This window comes from Pyxidicoccus sp. M15, from assembly GCF_056858435.1.
This window is the reverse complement of sequence record NZ_CM166495.1, coordinates 6,636,750-6,657,288: the sequence shown is the minus strand read 5'-3', so window position 1 is coordinate 6,657,288 and position 20,539 is coordinate 6,636,750. Positions and strand designations below refer to the sequence as shown.

Below are 20,539 nucleotides of genomic sequence, written 5' to 3'. Positions count from 1 at the left end.
AGGGGGCCTGCTTAGCTCAGCGAGCGGCCTGCGTCAGCGGGGACGGTGCCAGCTCCTCGCGCTTGCTGCCACCGCGGCAGCCGCGCTGGGGAGGGCAGACGGGGCCCCGGCCCAGCGGATCCGCGACGAGCAGGAACCGGCCGAGCCCGCGCGCATCCGTCAACTCCGGGTGAGCGCACAGGGCGCAGTGGCGGGGAGGACGCTTCGAAGGAGGGAAGGGCACGGGACGCAAGTGTGCGCCGCTCCCGTGCCCGGGGCGAATTTTCCGCCTTCCCGCGACTGCTACTTCTTGTCGCCGGATGCCGCGGCGGGTGCTGGCGCGGGCGTGCTGCTCGCGGACGACGAGGACGACGACGCGTCGCTGGAGGACGCGCTGGAGCTGGACGACGCGCTGCTCGAGGAGGAGCTGCTCGACGACGAGCCGCCGTCCTTCTTCGTGGAGCTGTACAGGTCCGAGTACCAGCCGCCGCCCTTCAGGACGAAGCTGGAGCGGCTGACGACCTTGGACAGGGAGCCCTCGGCGCCGCACGCGGTGCAGGCGGCCGGAGTCGGGTCCGAGATCTTCTGCAGCACGTCGATGGTCTTTCCACAGCTCTGGCAGGCGTATTCGTAGATGGGCATGGTGTCAGTGCCTCGTCAGGGTGTTGAAGGGGTGGCGCTGGCGAGCAGCCGCTTGCGCAGCCCCTCCGCCAGGCCCAGGCGCTCGAAAGCGCGGAAGACGAGCTCGGCGGGCGCGCCGTGCTTGCGGCCCACGGCATCCGCCAGCCCGTGCAGCTCGGTGGCCTCGGGGAACTCGTCGGCCACCAGTCGTTCCAGCTCCTTGCGGAGCGAGTCGGAGAACTTCCGCTGGATGCCCAGGTCCGCGAGGTACTTCTCGCGGCCGAGCAAATCCAGCCGGTGCGTCAGGTGAGAGGTGGCCAGGGCCTCGCGGCGGAAGCGCTCGCGCAGGGCCTCCACCTCGTCGCCCACGCCCAGCACGGAGATGAGCCGCTGCAGCTCGGAGGGGCTGAGCCCCAGGGACCAGCCCACGCGGCCAGAGGCCCCGCGCTGATCCGAGTACGCGGCCAGCACCTGGTTCTTCTCCTTCTCCGTGAAGGACTCCAGCAGCCCGTGGTCCTTGAGCACGTTCTCCACGTCCACCAGCGTCAGCTCGCCGCGCGAGCCGTTGTAGCGCTGCGACAGGTTGCGCAGCAGCGCGAAGCGGTGCTCGGCGCCCTCCAGGGCGCCCTCCACCGCCGGCTTGCTGCTCAGGCGCGTCAGCTCCATGAAGGACGCCCGGGGCGCCTCCACGCGGGTGAAGCGGCCCCGGGGACGGGGCAAGTCCCTGCGCAGGAAGCCCAGGTCCTCACCGTCCTCGGGAGGCAGGGCCTCGGCGTCGTCGGCCTCGGCGGTGGCGCGCTTGCGCGGGGCGATGCGCTCCTGGACGGCGGCCTCCTGCTTCGCGGCCTTGCCCGTCTTCTTGCCGGCCTTGCCGTCGCCCTCGTCGGCGGCGGGCGCGGGCGGCGTGGCGAACACGGGCACGTCGGGCGCGGGGGCGGGCGGGGGCGTCTTCTGCTCGCGCACGTACGCCAGCTCCCGGGCCACGTCATAGAAGCCGCACGCCTGCCGCTGGGCGGCCAGGGCGGGGGCGGTGCCGCGGAGGATGTCCACGACGGCGAAGGGGCCGAGCGGGGAGGCCTCCGGCTCGCCGTCCGTCAGGGTACGGACGCGGAAGTCATCGTCCTCGGCCAGGAGGGCGAGCGCTTCGCGGACCTCCGGAGCCGGTGCCGGCGACTTCGCGCGCCTGCAGAAATCCGAGACGGCAACCGCCACGGGGGTGGGTACGTCGTCGGGCTGTCGTCTTCTCTGCCAGGGGCTGGTCATGGAAAGTCGCCGAAAAATGCTCGTTTACGAGGGCGGATGCCTCTATCTTCGCCGCCAGACGGGTGTCAATGAGCCAGTCCGACTCCAATCTAAACAGCTACCGGCGAGTGCAAGCCGGAGGGCCGGCCGGCCGGGGGCGCGGGCGCTCCCTGCGGCCGTCCGCCGGATGTTGCGAGCCGGGGCGGGCGGGGATATCTGGCCCCGCGTTCGGAGACCAACACTCTTCCATGGCGGTTTCTTCGACAGGGGGAAACGTTTCGTTGGCGAATGGCACGGGTCGCGGTAGCCCCGTGGACCGGTTACAACAGGAGCGGAGGGTGGGCTGGGTCGGCCCCCTGCCCGGGGAGCTCGATGCAGGCGCGGACCCACGAGGCGTTTGAAGGAACGGACATGAGTCACAGCCATAGCCACAGCCATGAGCATGATGAGTCGAAGGACGAGGTGCTCGCCCGGTACATGGCGCAGCACGGGCTGAAGAGCACCCGCCAGCGCAGCCTCATCATCGACACCTTCTTCGCCGTGGGCGGCCACCTGTCGGTGGAGGAGCTGTGGAACAAGGTGCGCGAGCAGGACACGAAGGTGTCCGTGGCCACCGTGTACCGCACCATGAAGCTGCTCAACGAGTGCGGCCTGGCCCACGCGCGCAACTTCGGCGACGGGCAGACGCGCTACGAGGCGGCGGCCGGCCGGGAGCACCACGACCACCTCATCTGCACCCGGTGCGGCACCATCGTCGAGTTCGAGAACGACCGCATCGAGGCGATGCAGGACGCGGTGGCGCGCAAGCACGGCTTCAAGGTGACGTCGCACAAGATGGAGCTGTACGGGCTGTGCAAGGACTGCCAGCGCGCCGCGGGCGTGGCTCCGACGACAGCGGCATGAAGAGGGCCGCGCGAGTCCGGGTGTGCGCGGCCCTGCTCGTCCTGGGGCTGTCCGGCTGCCGCGGCTCGAGGCCGGTGGATGCGGGGCCCGCCTTCCTGTACGCGCTGGCCCTGCCGTCGGTGGGGCCCACGCGGCACGACGCGCGCGCCCTGAGCGGCAAGGTGGTGCTCGTCTCCTTCTTCGCGACGTGGTGCTTCCCGTGCCTCGCGGAGATGCCCACGCTGGAGGCCCTGCAGCGCGAATACGGCGCCAGGGGCTTCCAGGTGGTGTCGGTGGGCATGGACCTGGACGGCGAGAAGGTGCTCCAGCCCTTCGCGGACCACTACGCGCTCCGCTACCCGGTGCTGGTGGCGAACGACGTCATGCGCGAGGGCCAGACGGCGTTCGGCCACATCCGCGCGCTGCCCACCACCGTGCTGCTGGACCGCCGCGGCCGCGCCGTGGCCGGGTGGCAGGGCGTGGAGGGCCACGGGGACGTGGCGAAGGCCATCGAGAAGCTGCTGGCCGAGGAGTGACGGCTCCACCTGACTCCAGGCGGAGCCGCCGGTAGCGAAGCCGCGCTACTCCTGCAACACCGTGACGGTGAGCTCCGGGTCGCTGGCGATGTCCGCCTCGGTGAAGCGCATGTCCACCCACTGCTTGCGGGAGAACAGCCACGTCTGGTCCGCGAAGTACGGCGAGGCCGGGCTGCTGGACTGCGAGTAGGCCAGCACGGAGCGGCCCACCGGGCCGGCGTCCGTGAAGGACACCGCCATCACGAAGCTGGTGCCGAGGAAGGGCACGTAGGTGTAGTCCGGCAGGAGCCGTCCGCCCATCGCGTTGAAGCAGCCCTCCGGGTCACCGCAGCCGTGGTAGGGGATGCGCTCATCGTTGCGGTGCGCGCGCTGAACGGAGCCCAGGGAGACATCCAGCGGGAGCCCGCGATCCCGCATCACCTGCACCGCGCCACCCAGCGCCTGCACCACCTGCGGGTGCAGCGTGTTGAGGCCGCGCGGCGTGTTCACCGGGTCCGTGGGCAGGAAGGGCACGAGGTACGGCCCCCCCGTCACGGCCGTCACCCGGGAGATGAACTGGCGCCACAGCAGGCCGCCCGCGCTGTCCAGGTCGCCGCGCAGGTTCCACTTCTCCAGCACCGGGCACGCGGCGCGCACGTCCACCCACCGCCCGTCCTCCAGGAGGACGAACGGGGTGCGCCTGCACAGGGCCACCGCGCCGTCGCGCAGCACCTCGCCGGAGTGGTTGCGGTTGTTGAACATCACCGTCTGCAGCTGCTCCAGCGTGAAGCGCTGGCCCTCCAGCCCGTCCGTGCCGGCCAGGCGCCCCTGCACCATTTTCAGGCCCAGGCGGGTGCGCAGGCCGCGCGCGGTGTTCTCGTCGCCGATGATGCGGTCATACCCGGTGAGCGGCTGGGCCGGGTTGGACAGCCAGTAGCTGTCGTTGGAGTTCGTCACGTAGTCCTGGCGCACCAGGTGCGGCATCCGGCCGGGGCCGAACATGCCCGGCTGCACCGCGTCCGCGTCCGAGCCCCACTCGCAGTCCGCGCGGCTGCCGTCCAGCACCGGGAGCTTCGCGGACTGGTACACGAGCAGCGCCACCGGAGAGAGCACGCAGCGAGTGACTTTCTCGTCCGTGACGTGCGGGACGACGGCGGAGTCCGCGTAGAACGCGCGGCCCTGGTCGTCCGCCGCCACCGTGTTCACCCAGGGGATGCCCTGCCAGTAGTCCTGTGCCTGCCGCAGCTCGTCCACGCTGCCGGCCCTGTTCATGGCGAGGAACTGGTCCAGCACCCGGAAGTTGGCCGCGTTGACGTCGCGGAACGCGTACCCGGTGAGCGCGTTCCACGTCATGTACCCGGCCGGGAAGTCGAACATCGGCCCGAAGCGCGTCCAGTAGAACGTGTGCGTGCGCGGCTCCAGCGTCCCGTCCGCCTTGAGCGCGAGCACCGTGGTGGGGCGCGGCGTCATCTGCTGGAGCTGGCCGTTGTAGAGGTACGTGGTGGGGCTGCCCGGGACGAGCTTCAGCTCGTACGGGGTGAAGCGGAAGCCCGTGGAGACCGTATGGCTCCACGCCACGTGCGCGTTGTGGCCGATGAGCACCGCCGGCACGCCGAGCAGGCTGGCCCCGCTCACGTCGAGCTGGCCCGGGAGCGTGAGGTGGACCTGGTAGAAGCGCTCCGAGCCCTCCCACGGGAAGTGGGGGTTGCCCAGCACCATGCCCCTGCCGTTGCGCGTGCCCTCGCGGCCCAGGCCGATGGCATTGCTGCCGATGCCCAGGTCCGTCGCCTTCGGAATCGCACCGGCGGGGAGCACGTCGGGCAGGGTGAGGGGCACCGGGAGGGCGCCATCCGGCAGCGGCCCGGGCGGCTGAGCGTCGACGATGGAGGTGAGGAACGCGCCGGAGCTGGCCAGCAGGCTGAGCTGGTAGAAGCGCCGGTAGAGGTCCAGCTCGGTGAGGGGGCGGACCCAGGCCGCGCCCCGGCACCGCGGGTCCGGCAGCGCGTCCACGCCCGTCTCGCGCAGGTAGCGGTTGTAGCCGGCGACATAGCCGCGGGTCAGCTCGCGCATCTCCGCCGACGGGCCGCGCGGCGGCGCCTGGGCCAGCAGCGCCTCCACCGTGCCCGCGTCGTTGATGGACTGGTAGAAGAAGTCGCTCTTGAGGTTGGGGATGTCACCGACCAGCGTGGCGGGGTACGTCGCGTCCGGCCCGAAGTACCGGGAGCGCTGCGCGTTGACGGTGACGACGACCTGCGCCAGCTCACAGAGGTTGTCCTGCGCGAAGGCGTAGCCGTACCCGTAGCCGAGGCCGGCGTAGTCCTGGGCCAGCACGTGGGGGATGCCGTGCGACGTCCTGCGCACCGTGGCGGAGAACCCGCCCGTCGAGGCCAGCTTCACCGCGGGCAGGGACGGAGCGTGCGCGGCGGCCGTGGGGCTGCCGGTGTCACAGGCGGTGGCTAGCAACAGCAGGGCCAGCGGCGCCATGCGGGCGCCTCGTTTCGAATCGGAGAAGGGGTTCATGGTGGCGCTCCAGGATGGGTGCGAGACCTCGGGGTCTCCGTGGCCCCAGCCTCCGGGCCCACGGGAGTCCGCGTCTCCCAAGGACAGATTGTGCGGGAGGGGGCCGGTTGGATCGCGCGCGCTGCTACATGCCTGGAGCGGTTTTCTTGCGGGGCAGGGGGTCACTGGTACCTTCGGCGCGTTCATGACGGCGAGGCGAAAGTTCCTGGTGGTGGCGGTGGGTGTGGCGGGGGCCTTGAGCCTGCTGTCGGTGGCGGACGCCAAGGGCTTCCGCCGCTACATGTCGCTGCGCCAGGACGTGGATTCGCTGCAGGAGCGCAACCGCACGCTGGCCGAGCAGAACGAGGCCCTGCGCAAGGAAATCAACGCCCTGCGCAAGGACCCGGCCGCCCTGGAGCGGTCCGTGCGCGAGGAGCTCGGCTACGTGAAGCCGGGCGAGATGGTCTTCCACCTGGAGTCCCCATGACGTCGCTGACCGCGTTTCCGTCTCCCGGAAGGTTGCTGCGTCACGCCGTGAGGGCCATCCCCGCGGTCGCGGCGCTCGCCACGTTCATCCACCTGGCGCGCGGAGGCTTCCGCGGCCTCCACACGCTGGAGTGGACCGAGGCGGCCCTGGTGGGCTTCCTCCTGGTGGGCATCGCCCTGGCCGCGTGGCGCCGTGCCATGCGCGGCGCGGTGGGCGCCGTCATCGACCTGCGCGACGACCTGGACCTGGGCGGCGGGCTCATCGCCGCGGCCTTCATCGTCGTGGCCATTGGCGGCGGGGAGCTGTTCCCCATCGTGTATCTCCTGATGGCCTTCCTGGTGGCGTTCCTGCCGCGCAACGCGGGGCTGACGCTGCTGGGCGTGGCGCTGGTGTTCGACGCGCTGGTGACGCTCGCCGGGCGCCCGCCGAACTTCGCCGGCTTCGCCACGCACGCGGCCTTCCTGGCGCTGTTCTCCGGGCTGTACCACCTGGTGCTGGCGGCGCGGATGGCCGCGGCGCGCCGGGCGGAGAGCGACGCGGTGCAGAAGCGCATCCGCGAGGTGGAGGAGCGCGCGCGCACCTTCCGCCTCGTGTCCTCCGGCACGCAGGACAGCTTCAGCGGGATGAGCAGCGACGAGAAGTGGCTCGTCGCCTCGGTGAAGGAGATCGAGGGCGCGGTGCAGGCGGCCCTGGAAATCGCCGAGACGGGCCTGCGCACGCACACCTGCGCGGCGTTCCTGCTCACGTCGGATGACCGGAGCCTCAAGCTCTACGACTGCCGCTCGGGCTCCGAGCGCGTGCAGCGCGAGCGCTTCTCCGCCGGCGAGGGCATCATCGGCGGTGTGCTCAAGCGCCGGGCCCCGGTGCGGATGAACTCGCCGCAGGGGCTCAAGGGCGTGACGCACTACGAGGGCAGCGCGCCCACGGTGCAGGCGCTGCTCGCAGTCCCCATCCTCGAGGGCAGCGGCCTGGTCCGCGGCGTGCTGGTGGCGGACCGCGTGGCCAACGAGCCCTTCAGCGACCAGGACGAGAAGCTGCTGTCCATCATCGCCGGCGAGGTGCTGCGCTCCATCGAGGTGGAGCGGGTGATGAGCTACATCCGCAAGACGCGCGACGAGAAGGACCGGTTCTTCCGAGCGATCGAGGAGCTGAACCGCGCGGGCAGCCCGGACCAGGTCTTCGTCGCCGTGCTGGAGAGCACCCGGCACCTGGCGGGGCTGGACTTCTGCGCGGTGACGCTGGTGTCCGAGGTGGAAGGCAAGCGGATGCACCGCGTGGTGCGCATGTCCGGCGTCACGGCGCAGGGCCAGGCGCTGGAGGGCCAGTCCTTCCCGGACAACAACGGGCTCGTCGCCAACGTGGTGCGCTACGGCGCGCCGCTGCCGGGCCGGGACATCAAGGCGATGGACCGGCAGATCATCTTCGACGACGAGACGCAGATTCGCGGGCTGGGCGCGCTGAAGATCTTCCCGCTGGTGGCGGGGGACCGCATCCTCGGCACGCTCGTCGCGGGCTCGCGCAAGAAGGCCGCGTTCGAGCAGGACGTGCTGCGGATGATCGAGGTCATCGCCATCCAGGCCGCCCAGGCGGTGCTGCGCGCGCAGCTCTACGAGCAGATGGAGCGGATGGCCACCACGGACGGCCTCACCGGCCTCTACAACCACCGCACCTTCCAGACGAAGGCGGATGAAATCCTCGCGCAGGCGCGGCGCTACCAGCGCAAGTGCTCGGTCATCCTCACCGACGTGGACCACTTCAAGAGCGTCAACGACACCTACGGCCACCCCACGGGAGACCAGGTGCTCAAGGGCGTGGCGCGCATCATCAAGTCGCTGGCGCGCGACACGGACATCGTCGCCCGCTACGGCGGCGAGGAGTTCGTCATCGTCATGCCGGAGACGGACGCCAAGGGCGCCTACACCATCTCCGAGCGCATCCGCGAGGCCGTGAAGGCGGAGACCTTCCAGACCGAGATGGGTCCGCTGAAGATCACCATGTCGCTGGGCATCGCCACGTTCCCGGACAACGGGATGGAGAAGCAGCAGCTCATCGACCTCGCGGACCAGTGCCTGTACCACTCCAAGCGCAACGGCCGGAACCAGTCCGTCACCGTCGCGCAGATGCAGGGCGGCCGGAAGCTCCAGGTGGCGGACGCTTCCTGATTCCGGGCGCGGATGTCGCGCCACCGTGCCGCGCCAGGGGAAAAGTGCGCGGCGCGCGGAACGGCGCCCGCTGTCCCGCAACGCGATGGCACTTTGACCTGGACTGTCTCCGGCGCTCGGCTATCCCGAGCGCACCCGCCGGGCACGTCGCCCCGCGGGCATACCGGAGGAAGTCCATGAAGCGTCTCACCCTCCCGTCGTTCCTCCTGAGCAGCGCCCTGTTCGTCGCCTGTGGCCCCGCCGCCGAGCCCACGCAGCCCGAGCCCACCTCCACCACCGAGCAGTCCGTCACCAACCTGGAATTGGTGGAGACCGCGCTGGACGCGCAGCTCGCCGCCACCGCCGCGCAGGTGGGCGCGGACGTGCACGCGCTGGAAATCAACGAGCCCCTGACCGGCACGGTGAGCCCGGTGGACGCGGCGCCGCTCGCGCTGGAGCTGGTGAGCGACACGCGGATGCCCTGGCAGTACGGCGCCACGCTGACGCGGGCGCAGGTCCGCGCGCAGATTGGCACCACGCTCGCCAATGACATCGAGCGGTACATCAACACCGGCGAGAGCTACACGGCCGTGGTGTACGGCTGGAGCCGCGAGACGCAGCCGGACTACTGCTCCACCGGCCACTTCTACACGCTCGTCTTCAACCAGGCCCGCTTCGTCATGACGGTGGAGGTCAGCGGCGGCAACGAGTGCTGAGTTGAAGGCAGGGGTGCCACCCCGTGTGTTTCAGGGAGCGCGCTGCGGGTCTGCCGCGGCGGCATGGAACTGAGTTGATGGCAGCAGCGCCACCCCGGGTGTTCCAGGGAGCGCGCGCTGCGGCGCTACCGTGGCGGCACGGGCTGCGCTGATGTGAAGAGGCCCGCCACCCCGTACGTTCCGGGATGGCGGGCCTCGGGTCTTTCGTTGCAGCGACCGTGGGAGCTCACGCAGCGCTGAAGCGCCGCCGGCCACCCCGTGCAGTCCGGGGCGGCCGGCTCCTGTGTCTCGCTACAGCGACTGCAGGAACTTGAGCAGCGCCGCGCGGTCCGTGGCGTTCATGCTGGTGAAGGCGTTCTTCGCGCTCTGCCCCTCACCGCCGTGCCAGAGGATGGCCTCGGTGAGGTTGCGGGCGCGGCCGTCGTGCAGGTAGGCCTCGCCGCCGCTGACGCCCGCCGTCAGGCCGATGCCCCACAGCGGGGGCGTGCGCCACTCGGAGCCGGTGGCCTGGCCCTCGCCGAGGTTGTCGGCCAGGCCCGAGCCCATGTCATGCAGCAGCAGGTCCGTGTACGCGTGGATGGTCTGGCTGCGCAGCTCCGCGTTCGGGTGGTACTGGCTGGTGGTCAGCGTGGCCGTGTGGCACTTCGCGCAGCCCGCGCTGGCGAACAGCGTCTCGCCGCGCAGGGCGGTGGCGTCGCGGTAGTCCCGGCGCGACGGAACGCCGAGCAGGGCGATGTAGCGCGTGAGCTTGTCCAGGTCCGAGGCGGACAGCTCCGTGCTGGTGCCCGAGCAGCCCGACTGCTGCGGGCCGCAGTCCATGGACGTGAAGACGGGCGAGGTGACGCCCATGTCATTCACGAGCGCGTCCGCCACCTGGTGCTTCAGCTTCGCCGTGCCGGCCTTCCAGCCGAAGCGGCCCAGCCGCGTCGCGCCCGTCTCCGGATCACGCACCGTCTGCATCTTCCCGGAGATGCCGTCCCCGTTGCTGTCGTTCGGGTCCGCCAGCGCGGCAATGGCGCTCTCCGGCACCGCCTCCAGCAGGCCCATGCCCACCAGCTGCGGCGTGACGCGGGCGGAGTAGTTGGTGGGGGTGACGTTCAGGAAGCTGTAGGTCGGCCGGCGCAGCTGGTACGCGGTGCCGTCACCGAAGGTGCCGCTGCTGTTGGTCCACCCGGAGATGCGCACGTCCGCCTCGGGGGTGCCGCTGGTGCGGCGGGGCTGCAGGCGGAAGCCGAGGAAGGCGTCCGCGCCGCCGCTGGAGTTGCCCACCTTGACCACGTAGTTGCCCAGCGTGGTGTTGACGGCGGGCGGCAGGCCGCGCCCGTTCTGCACGTGGCAGGAGCTGCAGGCCACCGAGACGTAGTTGGGCCCCAGCTTGCCCGCCTGCGCGCTGAACACGGGGTTGGGCTGCTCGGAGTGGTTGCCGTCCCCGAAGTTCGTGTGGTGCAGGCGCCGGCCCTCCACGAAGGGCTGCGCATTCACCGGGGCCATGTTCATCGCCATCTGCAGGAACCGGTTGTCCGGCTCGTTGGACAGGGGCTGGTTCTGCGTCGTCGCACCGCCGCTCAGGCCGGCCGCCGGCATGGGGAACGAGTCCTCCTGCGCGCCGGACACCTCGAACGGGGCGATGCCGCCGGTGCCGACCATGTAGAGCATGGCCGTGGAGTAGTAGTTGAACCGCCCTTCCACCGGTTGCCGAAGGAAGACACCAATCTCGATCTCCATCCGGTCACCCACACGGATGGCGCGTCCTTCCTTCGCGTTGAAGTTCACGCTGGAGGTGTAGAGGTAGTCGTTGACGGTGGTCATGTCCGCGTTGTGGAAGTACTCGGCCACCGTGTTGAGGCCGCGGAAGAACGCGCGGAAGTCCGGGCTGTCGTACGGGTAGTTGGTGCGCAGGTTGACCACGATGCGGCTGCCGCCCTTGGCCACCTCGTCGATGATCTCGACGCTGTGCGTGCGGTTCTGGAAGTAGAACTGCAGGTAGTGGTCATAGGCCTGGTACTCGTCCTCGCGCGCGTGCCTGTCACGCACGCGGTCTCCGACGCGGGTGATGATGGCCGTGGAGGTGTTCTCCACCGTGGCCGGCTCCCGGACAGTGGCGCTGTCGAAGAGCGGGACGATGTTCCCCGGCGGCGGAGGCTGGCCGGCATCGGTGGGCGAGCCCGCGTCGGGCGTGCCCGAGTCCACGGGTGGGGGCTGCGTGCCGCCGTGCGTGTACCGCGTCCACGCGGTGTCGCGGGCACAGTTGCAGGACACGTCCCAGTACGTGAACGAGTAGTCGATGAAGTCGCCCGCGACCAGGCCCGTCACCGTGTACTGGTTGCGGCCGTTGACGATGGCCATCCGGTAGTTGAGCTGCCCTCCGTTGTTCTTCGTGTAGTGGATGTCCGCCCATGAAGTGGTGTCGACGTAGAAGATGGCGGAGGAGCCAGACTGCGTGGCGCCGTAGGTAGCCGCGAATACGTCACTCGCCATGAGGGCGGTGACGAGAACCACCACTGCGAGTCCTGCTGATCTGTTGCGCATGGTTTTCTCCCAGCGAGCCACTTCGGGCGGAAGGGGGGTGACATTCTTCACCGTCCGAAGGAAGTCCAGACTTAGGGCAGCTGGATAAGAATTCCTATAAATTTCGGTAAGCAGGTCTCCCCCTGTCGGGTCCGCGACGGCCCCGCGGGGCTTGATGCGAAGCGTCATCTGCGCTCCACGGAGGCGTTGCCACGGGCGCGGTGTCGGGCAGGATGGGTGGCCTCGAATGGCTCCGATTCCGCTCGCGGTGACGACCAGCACGAAGGTGGACGCGGCCCAGATTCGCGAGGCCCGCGCCGTGGCGTCGCGCTGGGGGCTGCCCTTCCTGCCGCGTCGCTCGAAGGAAGGCATCGCCCCGTGGCTCGGAGTGAAGGCGGACGCGCTACTGGTGGTGGGCGGGGACGGCGTGACGCTGTGGGACAAGGAGGGCTCGTTCGCCTTCCACGCGGGCATGGCGCACCTGCGCCGCATGCGCCTGCGCGAGGGCGAGCCGGATGTCTTCGTGCGCGTGGCGGAGTTGAAGCCCGGGGACACGGTGCTGGACTGCACGCTGGGGCTGGCGCAGGACGCGCTGGTGGCGTCGCTGGCGGTGGGGCCGACGGGGCGCGTGGTGGGACTGGAGAGGAGCCTGGCGCTGGGCGTGGTGGCCGGGGAGGGGCTGCGCCGCTACGAATTGGGTGCGGACTCGGGGCCCATCGAGGTGCGGCACGCGGACGCGCGCGAGTACCTGAAGACGCTGCCGTCCGGCGCGTTCGACGTCGTCTTCTTCGACCCGATGTTCGCGAAGCCGAAGAAGGCGCAGCCCGCGTTCGAGGTGCTGCGCCGCTTCGCCGAGCACGCGCCGCTGACGCCGGAGACGCTGGCGGAAGGGCGCCGGGTGGCGCGGCGCTGGGTGGTGGTGAAGGGGGCGAAGTACTCGGATGACCTGAAGAAGCTCGGGCTCGCGGAGGAGCCCGGCTCGCGCTTCACGGACGTCATCTGGGGCCGGCTGGGACCGGCTACGTCTCCACCAGCGTCATCCCCGGCTTGACGCTCTCGTCGTAGTAGTACTCGAAGTGCTGGGTGAGCCGGCCGTTCTCCGGCGTGCTCCCGAAGACGCCGATGGACGCGTGGAAGAAGTGCGCGTTGAGCAGCAGCGCCCGGTTGAAGACCATCTCCACGCGCTGCACCTCCTCCCAGTTGTCCTTGTTCCGCATGTAGGCCCAGTACTCGGTCCAGTACACGTCCTCGGAAGCACCCTTGAGGTGCTTGAACGTCTCGGCCTCCCACTCCGGCGAGGCCTCCAGCGCCCCGGTGGCCTTGTGCCGGTAGAGGCCCACGGCGCCATGCCCCCGGCAGTCCTCGTCACGGCTCAGGTAGACAATGGCGGACCAGGGCTGCACGTCCACGTGGACGCCGTCCACGCGGCTCTGCTCGTCCCTGCCGAGCGCGATGCGGAACTTGCCCTGGGGGAAGGGCTGCTTCTTGGGGCACGGCCCGTCCACCGGCTCGTGAACGTAGTCGCGGAGGAGCTTGCGCACCGGCTCCCAGTCGACGCCCGGGGCAATGGCCTCGACGCCCGGGTAGGTGGCCTTCGGCTTGGAGCGGTACTCCAGCGACAGCGCGAGCTCTCGCACCGAGACGGGGTCCTCGTAGAAGTCGTCGATGATGACCAGCTTTTGTCGTGCCATGGCGTCGGTGCCTACGGGGTGATGCCGTCGGGGTGGGTGAGGGCCGTGAGGACGTGGTCCTGCCAGGCCCCGGCGATGAAGAGGTAGTCGCGGGCGAAGCCCTCCGGAACGAAGCCGAGCCTGCGCAACAGCCGCGCGCTCCGCACGTTGGTGGGCATGTAGTTCGCCATGATTCGGTGCAGCTTCAGCACGTGGAAGACGTGGCCGATGGCCACCTTCAGCGCGTCGTGCATCACGCCCTGACCCACGGCCCCCTGGTCCAGCTGGTAGCCGAGGTAGCACGCCATGAACGGCCCCCGGACGATGGCGGTGAAGCTGATGTCGCCCACCACCGGCTGTCCCGCCTGCGCGCGCGACAACAGCATGAGGCGCAGGCTGGTGCCCTGCCGCTGCTCCTCCTGCGCCGCCGCCAGCCGCTCCCGCCACGCGGACTCGGCGTGGTAGCCCTCGGGGCGGGGCGGGGACCAGGGCGCGAAGTGCTCGCGGTTGCGCTGGAAGTAGTCCACGACGCGCGGCGCGGCGGCGGGTGACGGGACGGCCAGCAGCACGCGCGCGGTCTCCCCGATGAGGATGTCGTTGTCGTTCATGCTCATGGCCAGAAGTCCGTCGTCGCCACCCGTACGGCAAGCTCCGCGTCCTGGACCTTCGGATGGCAGGAGGGCTCGCGGCTCCAGCGCGCCGCGGACTCGAGCCGCTCCGGAGACATTCCCGCCTGGGCCCACAGGGACAGGAGCCGCCGCCAGCTGCGCTCCAGCCAGTAGATGCCGCGCGCCACCTCGAAGGCCGCGCGCGTCTCCTCGCGGGTGGCCCCCTCGCGCTCCAGGCGGGAGAGGACGGCGCGGACGTGGACGAGCGCTGCGGTGAGCTCCTCGTGCGTGTCGGGGTGGTAGCCCACGGCGACCTCGTCGTCCGCCATCACCACGCCCGAGCGCATCATCAGGTAGATGTCGCCCACGCCCATCATCCCCAGCGACCACAGCTCACTGGCGCGCAGGGCGCCCATGCTCGACGCGCCCCACAGCGTCCAGCCCGCGAAGAGCAGCTCGCGGCACTCGGTGGGGGTGACGGCCATGGACTGGCCGAAGAGGCCGTCGATGATGACGGCGCGGCCCGGCGGCAGCTTCAGCAGGGCGGTGAGGTCGTCCCGGCGCACGGGAGGGCGCAGGTCGATGCGCTCGCGCAGGGGCGCGGGCAGCCGGGAGAGGGAGGGGCCCGCGAAGACGATGGGGCGCATGGTGAGCCGGTCACCCCACATGGCGGCGCCTCCCGGGCTCGATGACCGTGTCCACGAGCCCTGGCACGGCGACGTGCACCACGGGGACGCGGAGCTGCGGATGGGTGAGGTCCGTCACATACACCTCGTCATGGCCGCGGGCCTCGAGGCGGCCGAGCAACTGTGTGAGCTGGCCATGGACCGAGCCCGGGGGCTCGGGTTCCGGCGGCAGGGAGGTGCGCCCCACCGCTTCCGCGCTCGCGCGCATCGCGTGGAAGAGGCGCTCGGCGGCCTCGTGGGTCTCCTCCCATTCCGAGGCGTGGCGGTACAGGTCCTCGCGGCTCCCCTGGATGGCCACGACGCGGCTCTGCGCGGCCTCCAACAACGCGCGGCGCAGCGCCTGCCGGGGTGAGAGCGCCGCGCCCTGGCCGGCGGGCAGCACCGGGGGGCTGGCACCCTCCCACTGCCACGACACCGCCATGTAGACGGGCAGGGCGGCGAGCCCGCTCAGGTCCAGCACGACGAGCTGGACGCCCGCCTTCTCGAAGTGCTCGAGGATGCGCCGCTCCAGCGGGTCCGTCACGGTGGTGAGGTCGAGCAGGGGGACCTTCGCCCCCTCGCGGAACCGGGACACGGCATCGCGCTCGATGACCTCGCAGAGCGCCTGGGAGATGGCCTCGCCGCGCGTGTTGCCGGACGCCAGCCCCGTGGTCGACGGGCGCATGGGCCGCACGCAGCCCTCGGGCGTCACGTAGGGGAAGAGCACCTCGGCCGCGGGCACCCACGTCCGGCGCCCGCTGCGCAGCCCCATGCCCAGCACCCACTCCAGCCGCCGTCCCGTGACGGCGTCCGCGCCGAGCTGCTCCGGCGGACAGACGGCCTCCTCCCCCCCGCGCAGCTCCTCCGGCGTGGCGGTGCGCTGGGCGGGGAACTGGCTCGCGGAGAAGCGCTCCACGGCCTCCTGCAGCGCGGAGACCAACGCGTCCTCGGGCCGCACGCCCTTGCCCTGGTTGACGGTGATCTGGAGCTTCGACACCGCCGGGCGTGTCGCCACGACGACGGGCAGGCCGACGGGGTCATAACCCGTCACGTCCGCCACGCGGGTGATGCCCAGCTTCGCGCGCAGCGGCCACACGGTGTCCAGCGTCTGCTCCACCGTCTTCGTCCGGGTGCGCCCCTCCGGGAGCGGCTGGTGGTCGGCCTCCTCCAGCAGCAGCGAGAGCCCGTTCCAGGACGCGGCGGGCCTGGGGGCGGGCCGCGGCGCGTCCGGCTCGTCCACGAGGAGCAGCCGCGTGGTGGCGAGGTCATCGAGGAAGGCGCGTGCGGCCACCGGGTCTTCCTCTCCTCGCAGGTGGGTGTCGAGCAGCTCCGCGACGCTCCGGCTGCCGTCCGCGTGGCTCAACACGCGGAAGGCCCAGGGGGGAAGCGGGTAGTCGCGGTGGCCGCGCGCACCCGCGATGAGCCGGGCGGTGGGCGTGCCATGCGCGGCCTCGCACACGACGCGCGTCTTGGGCGGCAGGCGGATGCGCGTGTCCCCCTGGAGCGTCCCGGCGCGAAGCTGTTTGGGGCGCACGAGGTAGCGCCCGAGCACGAGCGCATCGAGGTGGGTGGCCAGCAGCAGCTCGATGGCCTGCAGCGGCGTCTCGACGATGGGCTCCCCGCGCACGTTGAGCGAGGTGTTGAGCAGCACGGGCAGGCCGGTATGCGCCCCGAAGCGCTCCAGGACTTCATGCAGCCGCGGCTGGACGTCGCGGTCCACCGTCTGCACGCGGGCGCTGCCGTCGACGTGGGTGACGGCCCCGAGCCGCTCGCGCGCATGCGGGCGCACTGGCACCACGCGCAGCATGTGCGGCGACGGCTGGGTGATGTCGAAGAACTCGGCGGCGCGCTCCGTCGGGACGACGGGGGCGAAGGGGCGGAAGTCCTCGCGGAACTTGATGTAGCGGTTGATGTACTGCCACGTCCGCTTCTCGCGCGGGTCCGCCAGGATGCTCCGGTGACCGAGCGCGCGCGGGCCGAACTCGGCGCCGCCCTCGAACCAGCCAATCACCTGTCCGGCCCGCAGGCGCTCCGCCACGTCCTCGAGACGGACCTCTTCCCACTCGGTCACCGAGGCGTACGCGTCCAGGGCCTTGCGGCAGTCCTCGTCGCGGTACGCGTAGCCGAGGAAGTCGCTCGGCACGGGCTCGCGGCCGGTGTTCCCGGTCAGGACGAACTCGCCCGCGGCCGCCGCGCCGATGGAGATGCCCGCATCGTTGCTGGCCGGCAACACGTAGAGCCGGCTGGCGCCCGTTTCCCGCAGGAGCCGCTCGTTGGCCACGCTGTTGAGCGCGATGCCTCCGGAGAAGGCCACGTCCGGCCTGCCCGTCTGTGACAGGAGGTGGCGCAGCCGCTCCACCAGCGCCTCCTCCAGGTCCTTCTGGACGCGCGCTGCCAGGTCGCGCTGCGCGGCGGGCTCGCGAGCGCCCGTCGCCTTGCGGAACCGGTCCTTCCAGTCCGCCCGGAACTGGAGGCGCCCCTGCGCGTCGCGCGTCAGCAGGCTGGGGCCGAAGGCGGCCGCATCGCCGTAGGGCGCCAGCCCCATCAGCTTGCCGCTGCCCTCCATCCAGTCGCCGAAGATGTACTGGCTGACGGCCGCGTACATCTCACCCAGCGATGACGAGCCGCACCGCGTGTTGAACGAGGGCGCCAGCTCCCGCTCCACGAGTTGGTAGCCGTCACGGGTGAAGGTGTAGCCGGATTGCACATGGAGCGCCGGGCGCTCGTGGAGGGGGCGGGCCAGGTACTCGGCGAGCTCGGCGCCGCGAAGCACGAGGTCCGGCTCGCCCACGGTGCTGCCGCCCGAGCCGTCCGCCACGAAGACGGTGGCCTGCTCGAAGGGCGAGGCGAAGAAGGCGCCGAAGGCGTGTGCCAGGTGGTGCGAGACGAAGAGCGCCCGGTCCCCGAAGGGGTCGAACACGTCGAAGGCCTCGTCCGCGCTCGGCTGTGACAGCCCGACGTAGCCGGGGATGACGGGCTGGAGGTTGAAGGCGAAGAGGTCCACGTCCGCCGGACGCAGCCCCACCGCCTGGAGGCAGTAGTCAATCGTCTCCCGTGTGCTCAGGAACCCGGCGCCGTCATGCTTGCGGCGGGAGAGCCGCTCGAGCTGGATGGCGGACACGAGCCTGCCGTCCTTCAGCACGCACGCCGAGGCGTCATGGCTGGCGGAGATGCCCACCACCACGCGCGGACGGCGGGGAAGGGAGGGGCGCCGCTCTTGCGCGGCCGGGGCCTTCTCAGCCCCGAGTACGGCGAGCCCCAGGCCTTCCACGGGGCCGTCCACGTCGACCGTCACCTCGAGCACCGTGGCCGCGTCCACGGTGAAGTCCAGGCGTGCCCAGTTGCCCGCCGTGACTTCGTGACGTCCCGCGCCCTCCACCCGCAGCGTCACGGAGAGCGGCGGCGCGAGCCAGAGCTTCGACTGGGGGCCGCGCTGGGCCACGGCACAGAGCTGTACGGAGCCCGCTGCTGGCACCCGGACGGTGTACGTCCACCGGGCCGCGTCCTGGCGCCGCTCCGCGACGGCGAACAGCGGCAGGGGCTCGAACAGGGCCGCGTGGGCCACCGCGATCCGGTGCGCCGCCACGGGCGAGGGCGCGGAGGCGGCCAGGAGCACGGCGCGCAGCAGCGCGGGCACGGGCTCCACGCCGAGGGCGCGCAGCCGCTCGCACCACAGCGCCGCCAGCCCGGCGACGATGTTGGCCGCCGCCGACGTGCCGTTGAGGGTGCCCAGGCCGCCGTCCTCGCGCCGGGCCGCGTAGGGCCGGTCCAGCACCAGCAGCTCGGGCTTTCGCGCCTCGGCGTCGACGCTGCAATACGACGTGGGCCGGCCCTCCTCGTCGCAGACGCCGACGGAGAGGACCGACTCACACGTCGCGGGGAAGCGCAGGCCCCGGGGGCCCTCGTGCCCGGCCGCCGCGATGTGCAGGCTGGCCAGCGCGGGGTCGGCATCCGCGAGGAGCGCGAACTCCGCGCGGCCCTCGTGCGCCAGCCCGTGGTGCTCCGGCGCCGAGTACGCGTGCGAGACGACGTCGGGACGCCCGTGCTCCCGCACCACCTCGCGCAGGAAGTCGGTGTAGCCCTGCTCGCCCGGAACCGCGTAGTCCGCGCTGAGGACGTGGGCCTGTGGCGCGACGCCCAGCGGGCCACCCTCGGCGTCCCGCGACTCGGCGCCCTCCGCGCAGAGGGAGGCGCCCCGCGCGGCATGGTGCGTCTGCTGCCGCGGGGTGTCGCTCCCATCCGGGGTGAGGTTGCGGAGCCGGCCGCCCCAGTCCATGGGCGTGCGGAGGCCGTCGTCGAGGAGCAGCAGCTTCGCGCCCCGGCCGGTGACGGCGGGCGCGCGGGTGCCGAACAGTGTCTCGCGGAGGTTCCAGACGCTGCGCTTCATGCGGAGAGGACCGAAGGTGGGGTGTCCTGGCCAATGCGGGGAACGAAGCCGGCCGCGCCGAGCAGGGCGTCGAGCCGGCCCAGGTCCGCTTCGAGGGTCTCCGCGGGCAGCTTCATGCCGATCTCGTACGTCACGGCCTTCAGCTCGGGGCAGAGCGCCACGGCGTCGCGCAGCAGCTCCATCACCGGCTCCATGATGGCCGTGCTGTGGCTGTCGATGTAGCGGAACGGGTGGTTCTTGTTGATGGAGCCGCCCGCCACGTGGACCTCCCACACCTTGTCCAGCGGCAGCGAGCGGAGCACCTCCCCCGGAGGCGTGGAGGTGACGAGCCCGTACGAGAAGACGTGGCTGAGGTCGAGCACGACGGGGCAGCGCGTGCGCCCGACGACGCGGTGGAAGAACTCGCCCAGCGTGAGCCGGCCGGCCACGAACTGGCAGGAGGGCACCTCCGCCAGGAACGGCACCGAGGAGCGTTCCTGCACGCGGAAGATCTCGTCGCAGACGCGCTCGGCGACCTCGGCCTCGAAGAGCGGGGGAATGAAGTAGGGGAGGTTGTATGGACCGAAGGTCCAGATGCCCAGGTCCTCTCCGGCCCACTGCGCATCGAAGACGCGTGAGATTTCGTCCAGCACCGCGAGCTGGCGCAGGTCCGCGCCCGTGGGGTTCGCGGGGGCCACGCCCGTCAGGTGGTGGATGATGGGATGCGCGCCGGCCAGCTCCTTGATGCGCCGCGCGCTGACCACGTCCGGCACCGCGACGATGGAGAGGTGGCTGAGCCGGTCGCGGTAGTGGTTGAACAGGCCGTCCAGCCGGCCGGGATAGCGGCCGTAGTACTGGTGGTCGAGTCCAAACCCCACGCGGGGGATGCGGCCGTCCTGGGTGTTCAGCATGGCTGGCAATCCACGATGACGTTCATGTCGGGGGTGATGCCCACGGTGAGCTGGAAGCTCGCCGGCGCGGTGGTGCTCAGGTGCGCGTACCGGCGGCTGCCCGGGAGCTCCCCGGAGGCGTCGGTCAGGGCCCATCGAGAGGGAAGCTGTTCCGCGATGCTCCCGTCCGGCAGCTCCACGCGCGAGTGTCCCCAGTCCGCCCAGGGCGTGCTCCTGGAGGGGTCGGAGCGCAGGCCATCCACGGCCCCGAGGAAGCGCACCAGGTCGGCGCGCAGCGCGTCGCCCCGGCCCGCCAGCGTCCTCGCGGCGTGGAGGCAGAAGTTCTCCCGCGTGCTCCGGGCCCCCTCCCACCAGAACTGGTCCGAGTCCGCGAAGGCCGCCACCAGCGGGAGGTGCTCGGGCTCGGGAAGGACCTCGAAGACGTCCGCGCTGGAGTCGCGCAGCCACGTCAGCAGATTCCGGGCGCGCGCGCGCTGCTCGATGCCGAGCCGCTCCATGTCGATGGTGCGCAGGAAGGCCGCGGTGTTGCCGGGGAGCCGCGAGGGCTCGCGCTCCAGCCACTCCCGGGTGGCCGCCGCGCAGCGGGGGCTGTAGTGGAGGCGCAGGTAGAGCGTCAGGCGGGCGTCGGCGGAGTCGGTCAGCAGCAGCTGCTCGAGGCCGGACTCCGCCATGGGCGCTTCAGGCGCGGGACGGTTCGGAGAGGCTGAGGAGGTCATGAATCAGGGGGCT

Annotated in this window: 17 protein-coding genes; 6 read left to right on the top strand and 11 right to left on the bottom strand. The window is 71.2% G+C overall.

The genetic code is table 11. The features are described from left to right. Window positions 1–16: 16 nt before the first annotated feature. The 3 genes from ACX9TP_RS24840 to ACX9TP_RS24830 are packed head-to-tail and all read right to left on the bottom strand — an operon-like array spanning window position 17 to window position 1,812. A complete protein-coding gene (locus ACX9TP_RS24840) occupies window positions 17–223 on the bottom strand; it encodes a hypothetical protein (RefSeq protein ID WP_482982219.1) in 207 nt (68 codons plus the stop codon). 59 nt (window positions 224–282) lie between these two features. After that, window positions 283–621 carry an FmdB family zinc ribbon protein gene (locus ACX9TP_RS24835; RefSeq protein ID WP_482973094.1) on the bottom strand — a complete coding sequence of 113 codons (339 nt, stop codon included), beginning with the start codon at window positions 619–621 and terminating at the stop codon, window positions 283–285. Between the two features lie 15 nt (window positions 622–636). Beyond that, window positions 637–1,812, bottom strand: coding sequence for a hypothetical protein (locus ACX9TP_RS24830; protein ID WP_482973093.1), 1,176 nt, complete (start codon window positions 1,810–1,812; stop codon window positions 637–639). Between the two features lie 441 nt (window positions 1,813–2,253). Between ACX9TP_RS24830 and ACX9TP_RS24825 the strand changes: the two genes are divergently transcribed. Together ACX9TP_RS24825 and ACX9TP_RS24820 are read left to right on the top strand one after the other, a co-directional pair. Further along, window positions 2,254–2,745, top strand: a complete 492-nt coding sequence (locus tag ACX9TP_RS24825) for a Fur family transcriptional regulator (RefSeq protein ID WP_482973092.1) — start codon at window positions 2,254–2,256, stop codon at window positions 2,743–2,745. Beyond that, entirely contained in the window at window positions 2,742–3,260 is a 519-nt protein-coding gene (locus ACX9TP_RS24820) for a TlpA family protein disulfide reductase (RefSeq protein WP_482973091.1), read from the top strand. Before ACX9TP_RS24825 ends, ACX9TP_RS24820 begins: the two co-directional genes overlap by 4 nt. Before the next feature lie 45 nt (window positions 3,261–3,305). Here ACX9TP_RS24820 and ACX9TP_RS24815 read toward each other — a convergent pair whose 3' ends face one another. Next, entirely contained in the window at window positions 3,306–5,759 is a 2,454-nt protein-coding gene (locus ACX9TP_RS24815) for a penicillin acylase family protein (protein ID WP_482973090.1), read from the bottom strand. Between the two features lie 184 nt (window positions 5,760–5,943). On the opposite strand from ACX9TP_RS24815, the gene ACX9TP_RS24810 reads away from it, so the two are divergent. The 3 genes from ACX9TP_RS24810 (at window position 5,944) to ACX9TP_RS24800 (ending at window position 9,082) form a co-directional block, all read left to right on the top strand. Continuing rightward, window positions 5,944–6,225: an FtsB family cell division protein gene (locus ACX9TP_RS24810; protein WP_482973089.1), complete on the top strand. Its 282-nt coding sequence runs from the start codon at window positions 5,944–5,946 to the stop codon at window positions 6,223–6,225. After that, the gene (locus ACX9TP_RS24805) at window positions 6,222–8,387 is read left to right on the top strand and encodes a sensor domain-containing diguanylate cyclase (protein ID WP_482973088.1); all 2,166 of its coding nucleotides are present in this window, start codon (window positions 6,222–6,224) and stop codon (window positions 8,385–8,387) included. Before ACX9TP_RS24810 ends, ACX9TP_RS24805 begins: the two co-directional genes overlap by 4 nt. A gap of 176 nt (window positions 8,388–8,563) precedes the next feature. Further along, window positions 8,564–9,082, top strand: coding sequence for a hypothetical protein (locus ACX9TP_RS24800; RefSeq protein ID WP_482973087.1), 519 nt, complete (start codon window positions 8,564–8,566; stop codon window positions 9,080–9,082). A gap of 291 nt (window positions 9,083–9,373) precedes the next feature. On the opposite strand, the gene ACX9TP_RS24795 is transcribed toward ACX9TP_RS24800, so the two are convergent. Further along, on the bottom strand, window positions 9,374–11,611 hold the full coding sequence (locus ACX9TP_RS24795; protein ID WP_482973086.1) for a di-heme oxidoreductase family protein: 2,238 nt from the start codon (window positions 11,609–11,611) through the stop codon (window positions 9,374–9,376). A gap of 226 nt (window positions 11,612–11,837) precedes the next feature. On the opposite strand from ACX9TP_RS24795, the gene ACX9TP_RS24790 reads away from it, so the two are divergent. Then, a complete protein-coding gene (locus ACX9TP_RS24790; protein ID WP_482973085.1) occupies window positions 11,838–12,641 on the top strand; it encodes a class I SAM-dependent methyltransferase in 804 nt (267 codons plus the stop codon). Here the strand turns inward: ACX9TP_RS24790 and ACX9TP_RS24785 are convergent. From ACX9TP_RS24785 to ACX9TP_RS24760, 6 genes are read right to left on the bottom strand one after another with little or no spacing between them, the layout of a single operon-like run. Next, the gene (locus tag ACX9TP_RS24785) at window positions 12,610–13,281 is read right to left on the bottom strand and encodes a DUF6445 family protein (protein WP_482973084.1); all 672 of its coding nucleotides are present in this window, start codon (window positions 13,279–13,281) and stop codon (window positions 12,610–12,612) included. The two genes, ACX9TP_RS24790 and ACX9TP_RS24785, sit on opposite strands and share 32 nt — an antisense overlap. Window positions 13,282–13,292: 11 nt before the next feature. Continuing rightward, the gene (locus tag ACX9TP_RS24780; protein WP_482973083.1) at window positions 13,293–13,874 is read right to left on the bottom strand and encodes a GNAT family N-acetyltransferase; all 582 of its coding nucleotides are present in this window, start codon (window positions 13,872–13,874) and stop codon (window positions 13,293–13,295) included. Next, on the bottom strand, window positions 13,871–14,536 hold the full coding sequence (locus ACX9TP_RS24775) for a TfuA-like protein (protein ID WP_482973082.1): 666 nt from the start codon (window positions 14,534–14,536) through the stop codon (window positions 13,871–13,873). The genes ACX9TP_RS24780 and ACX9TP_RS24775 overlap by 4 nt, the downstream gene beginning before the upstream one ends. After that, window positions 14,526–18,920 carry a YcaO-like family protein gene (locus tag ACX9TP_RS24770; protein WP_482973081.1) on the bottom strand — a complete coding sequence of 1,465 codons (4,395 nt, stop codon included), beginning with the start codon at window positions 18,918–18,920 and terminating at the stop codon, window positions 14,526–14,528. The genes ACX9TP_RS24775 and ACX9TP_RS24770 overlap by 11 nt, the downstream gene beginning before the upstream one ends. Further along, entirely contained in the window at window positions 18,917–19,810 is an 894-nt protein-coding gene (locus tag ACX9TP_RS24765) for a multinuclear nonheme iron-dependent oxidase (protein ID WP_482973080.1), read from the bottom strand. The genes ACX9TP_RS24770 and ACX9TP_RS24765 overlap by 4 nt, the downstream gene beginning before the upstream one ends. Continuing rightward, window positions 19,804–20,481, bottom strand: a complete 678-nt coding sequence (locus ACX9TP_RS24760) for a hypothetical protein (protein WP_482973079.1) — start codon at window positions 20,479–20,481, stop codon at window positions 19,804–19,806. Before ACX9TP_RS24760 ends, ACX9TP_RS24765 begins: the two co-directional genes overlap by 7 nt. Between the last annotated feature and the right edge of the window lie 58 nt (window positions 20,482–20,539).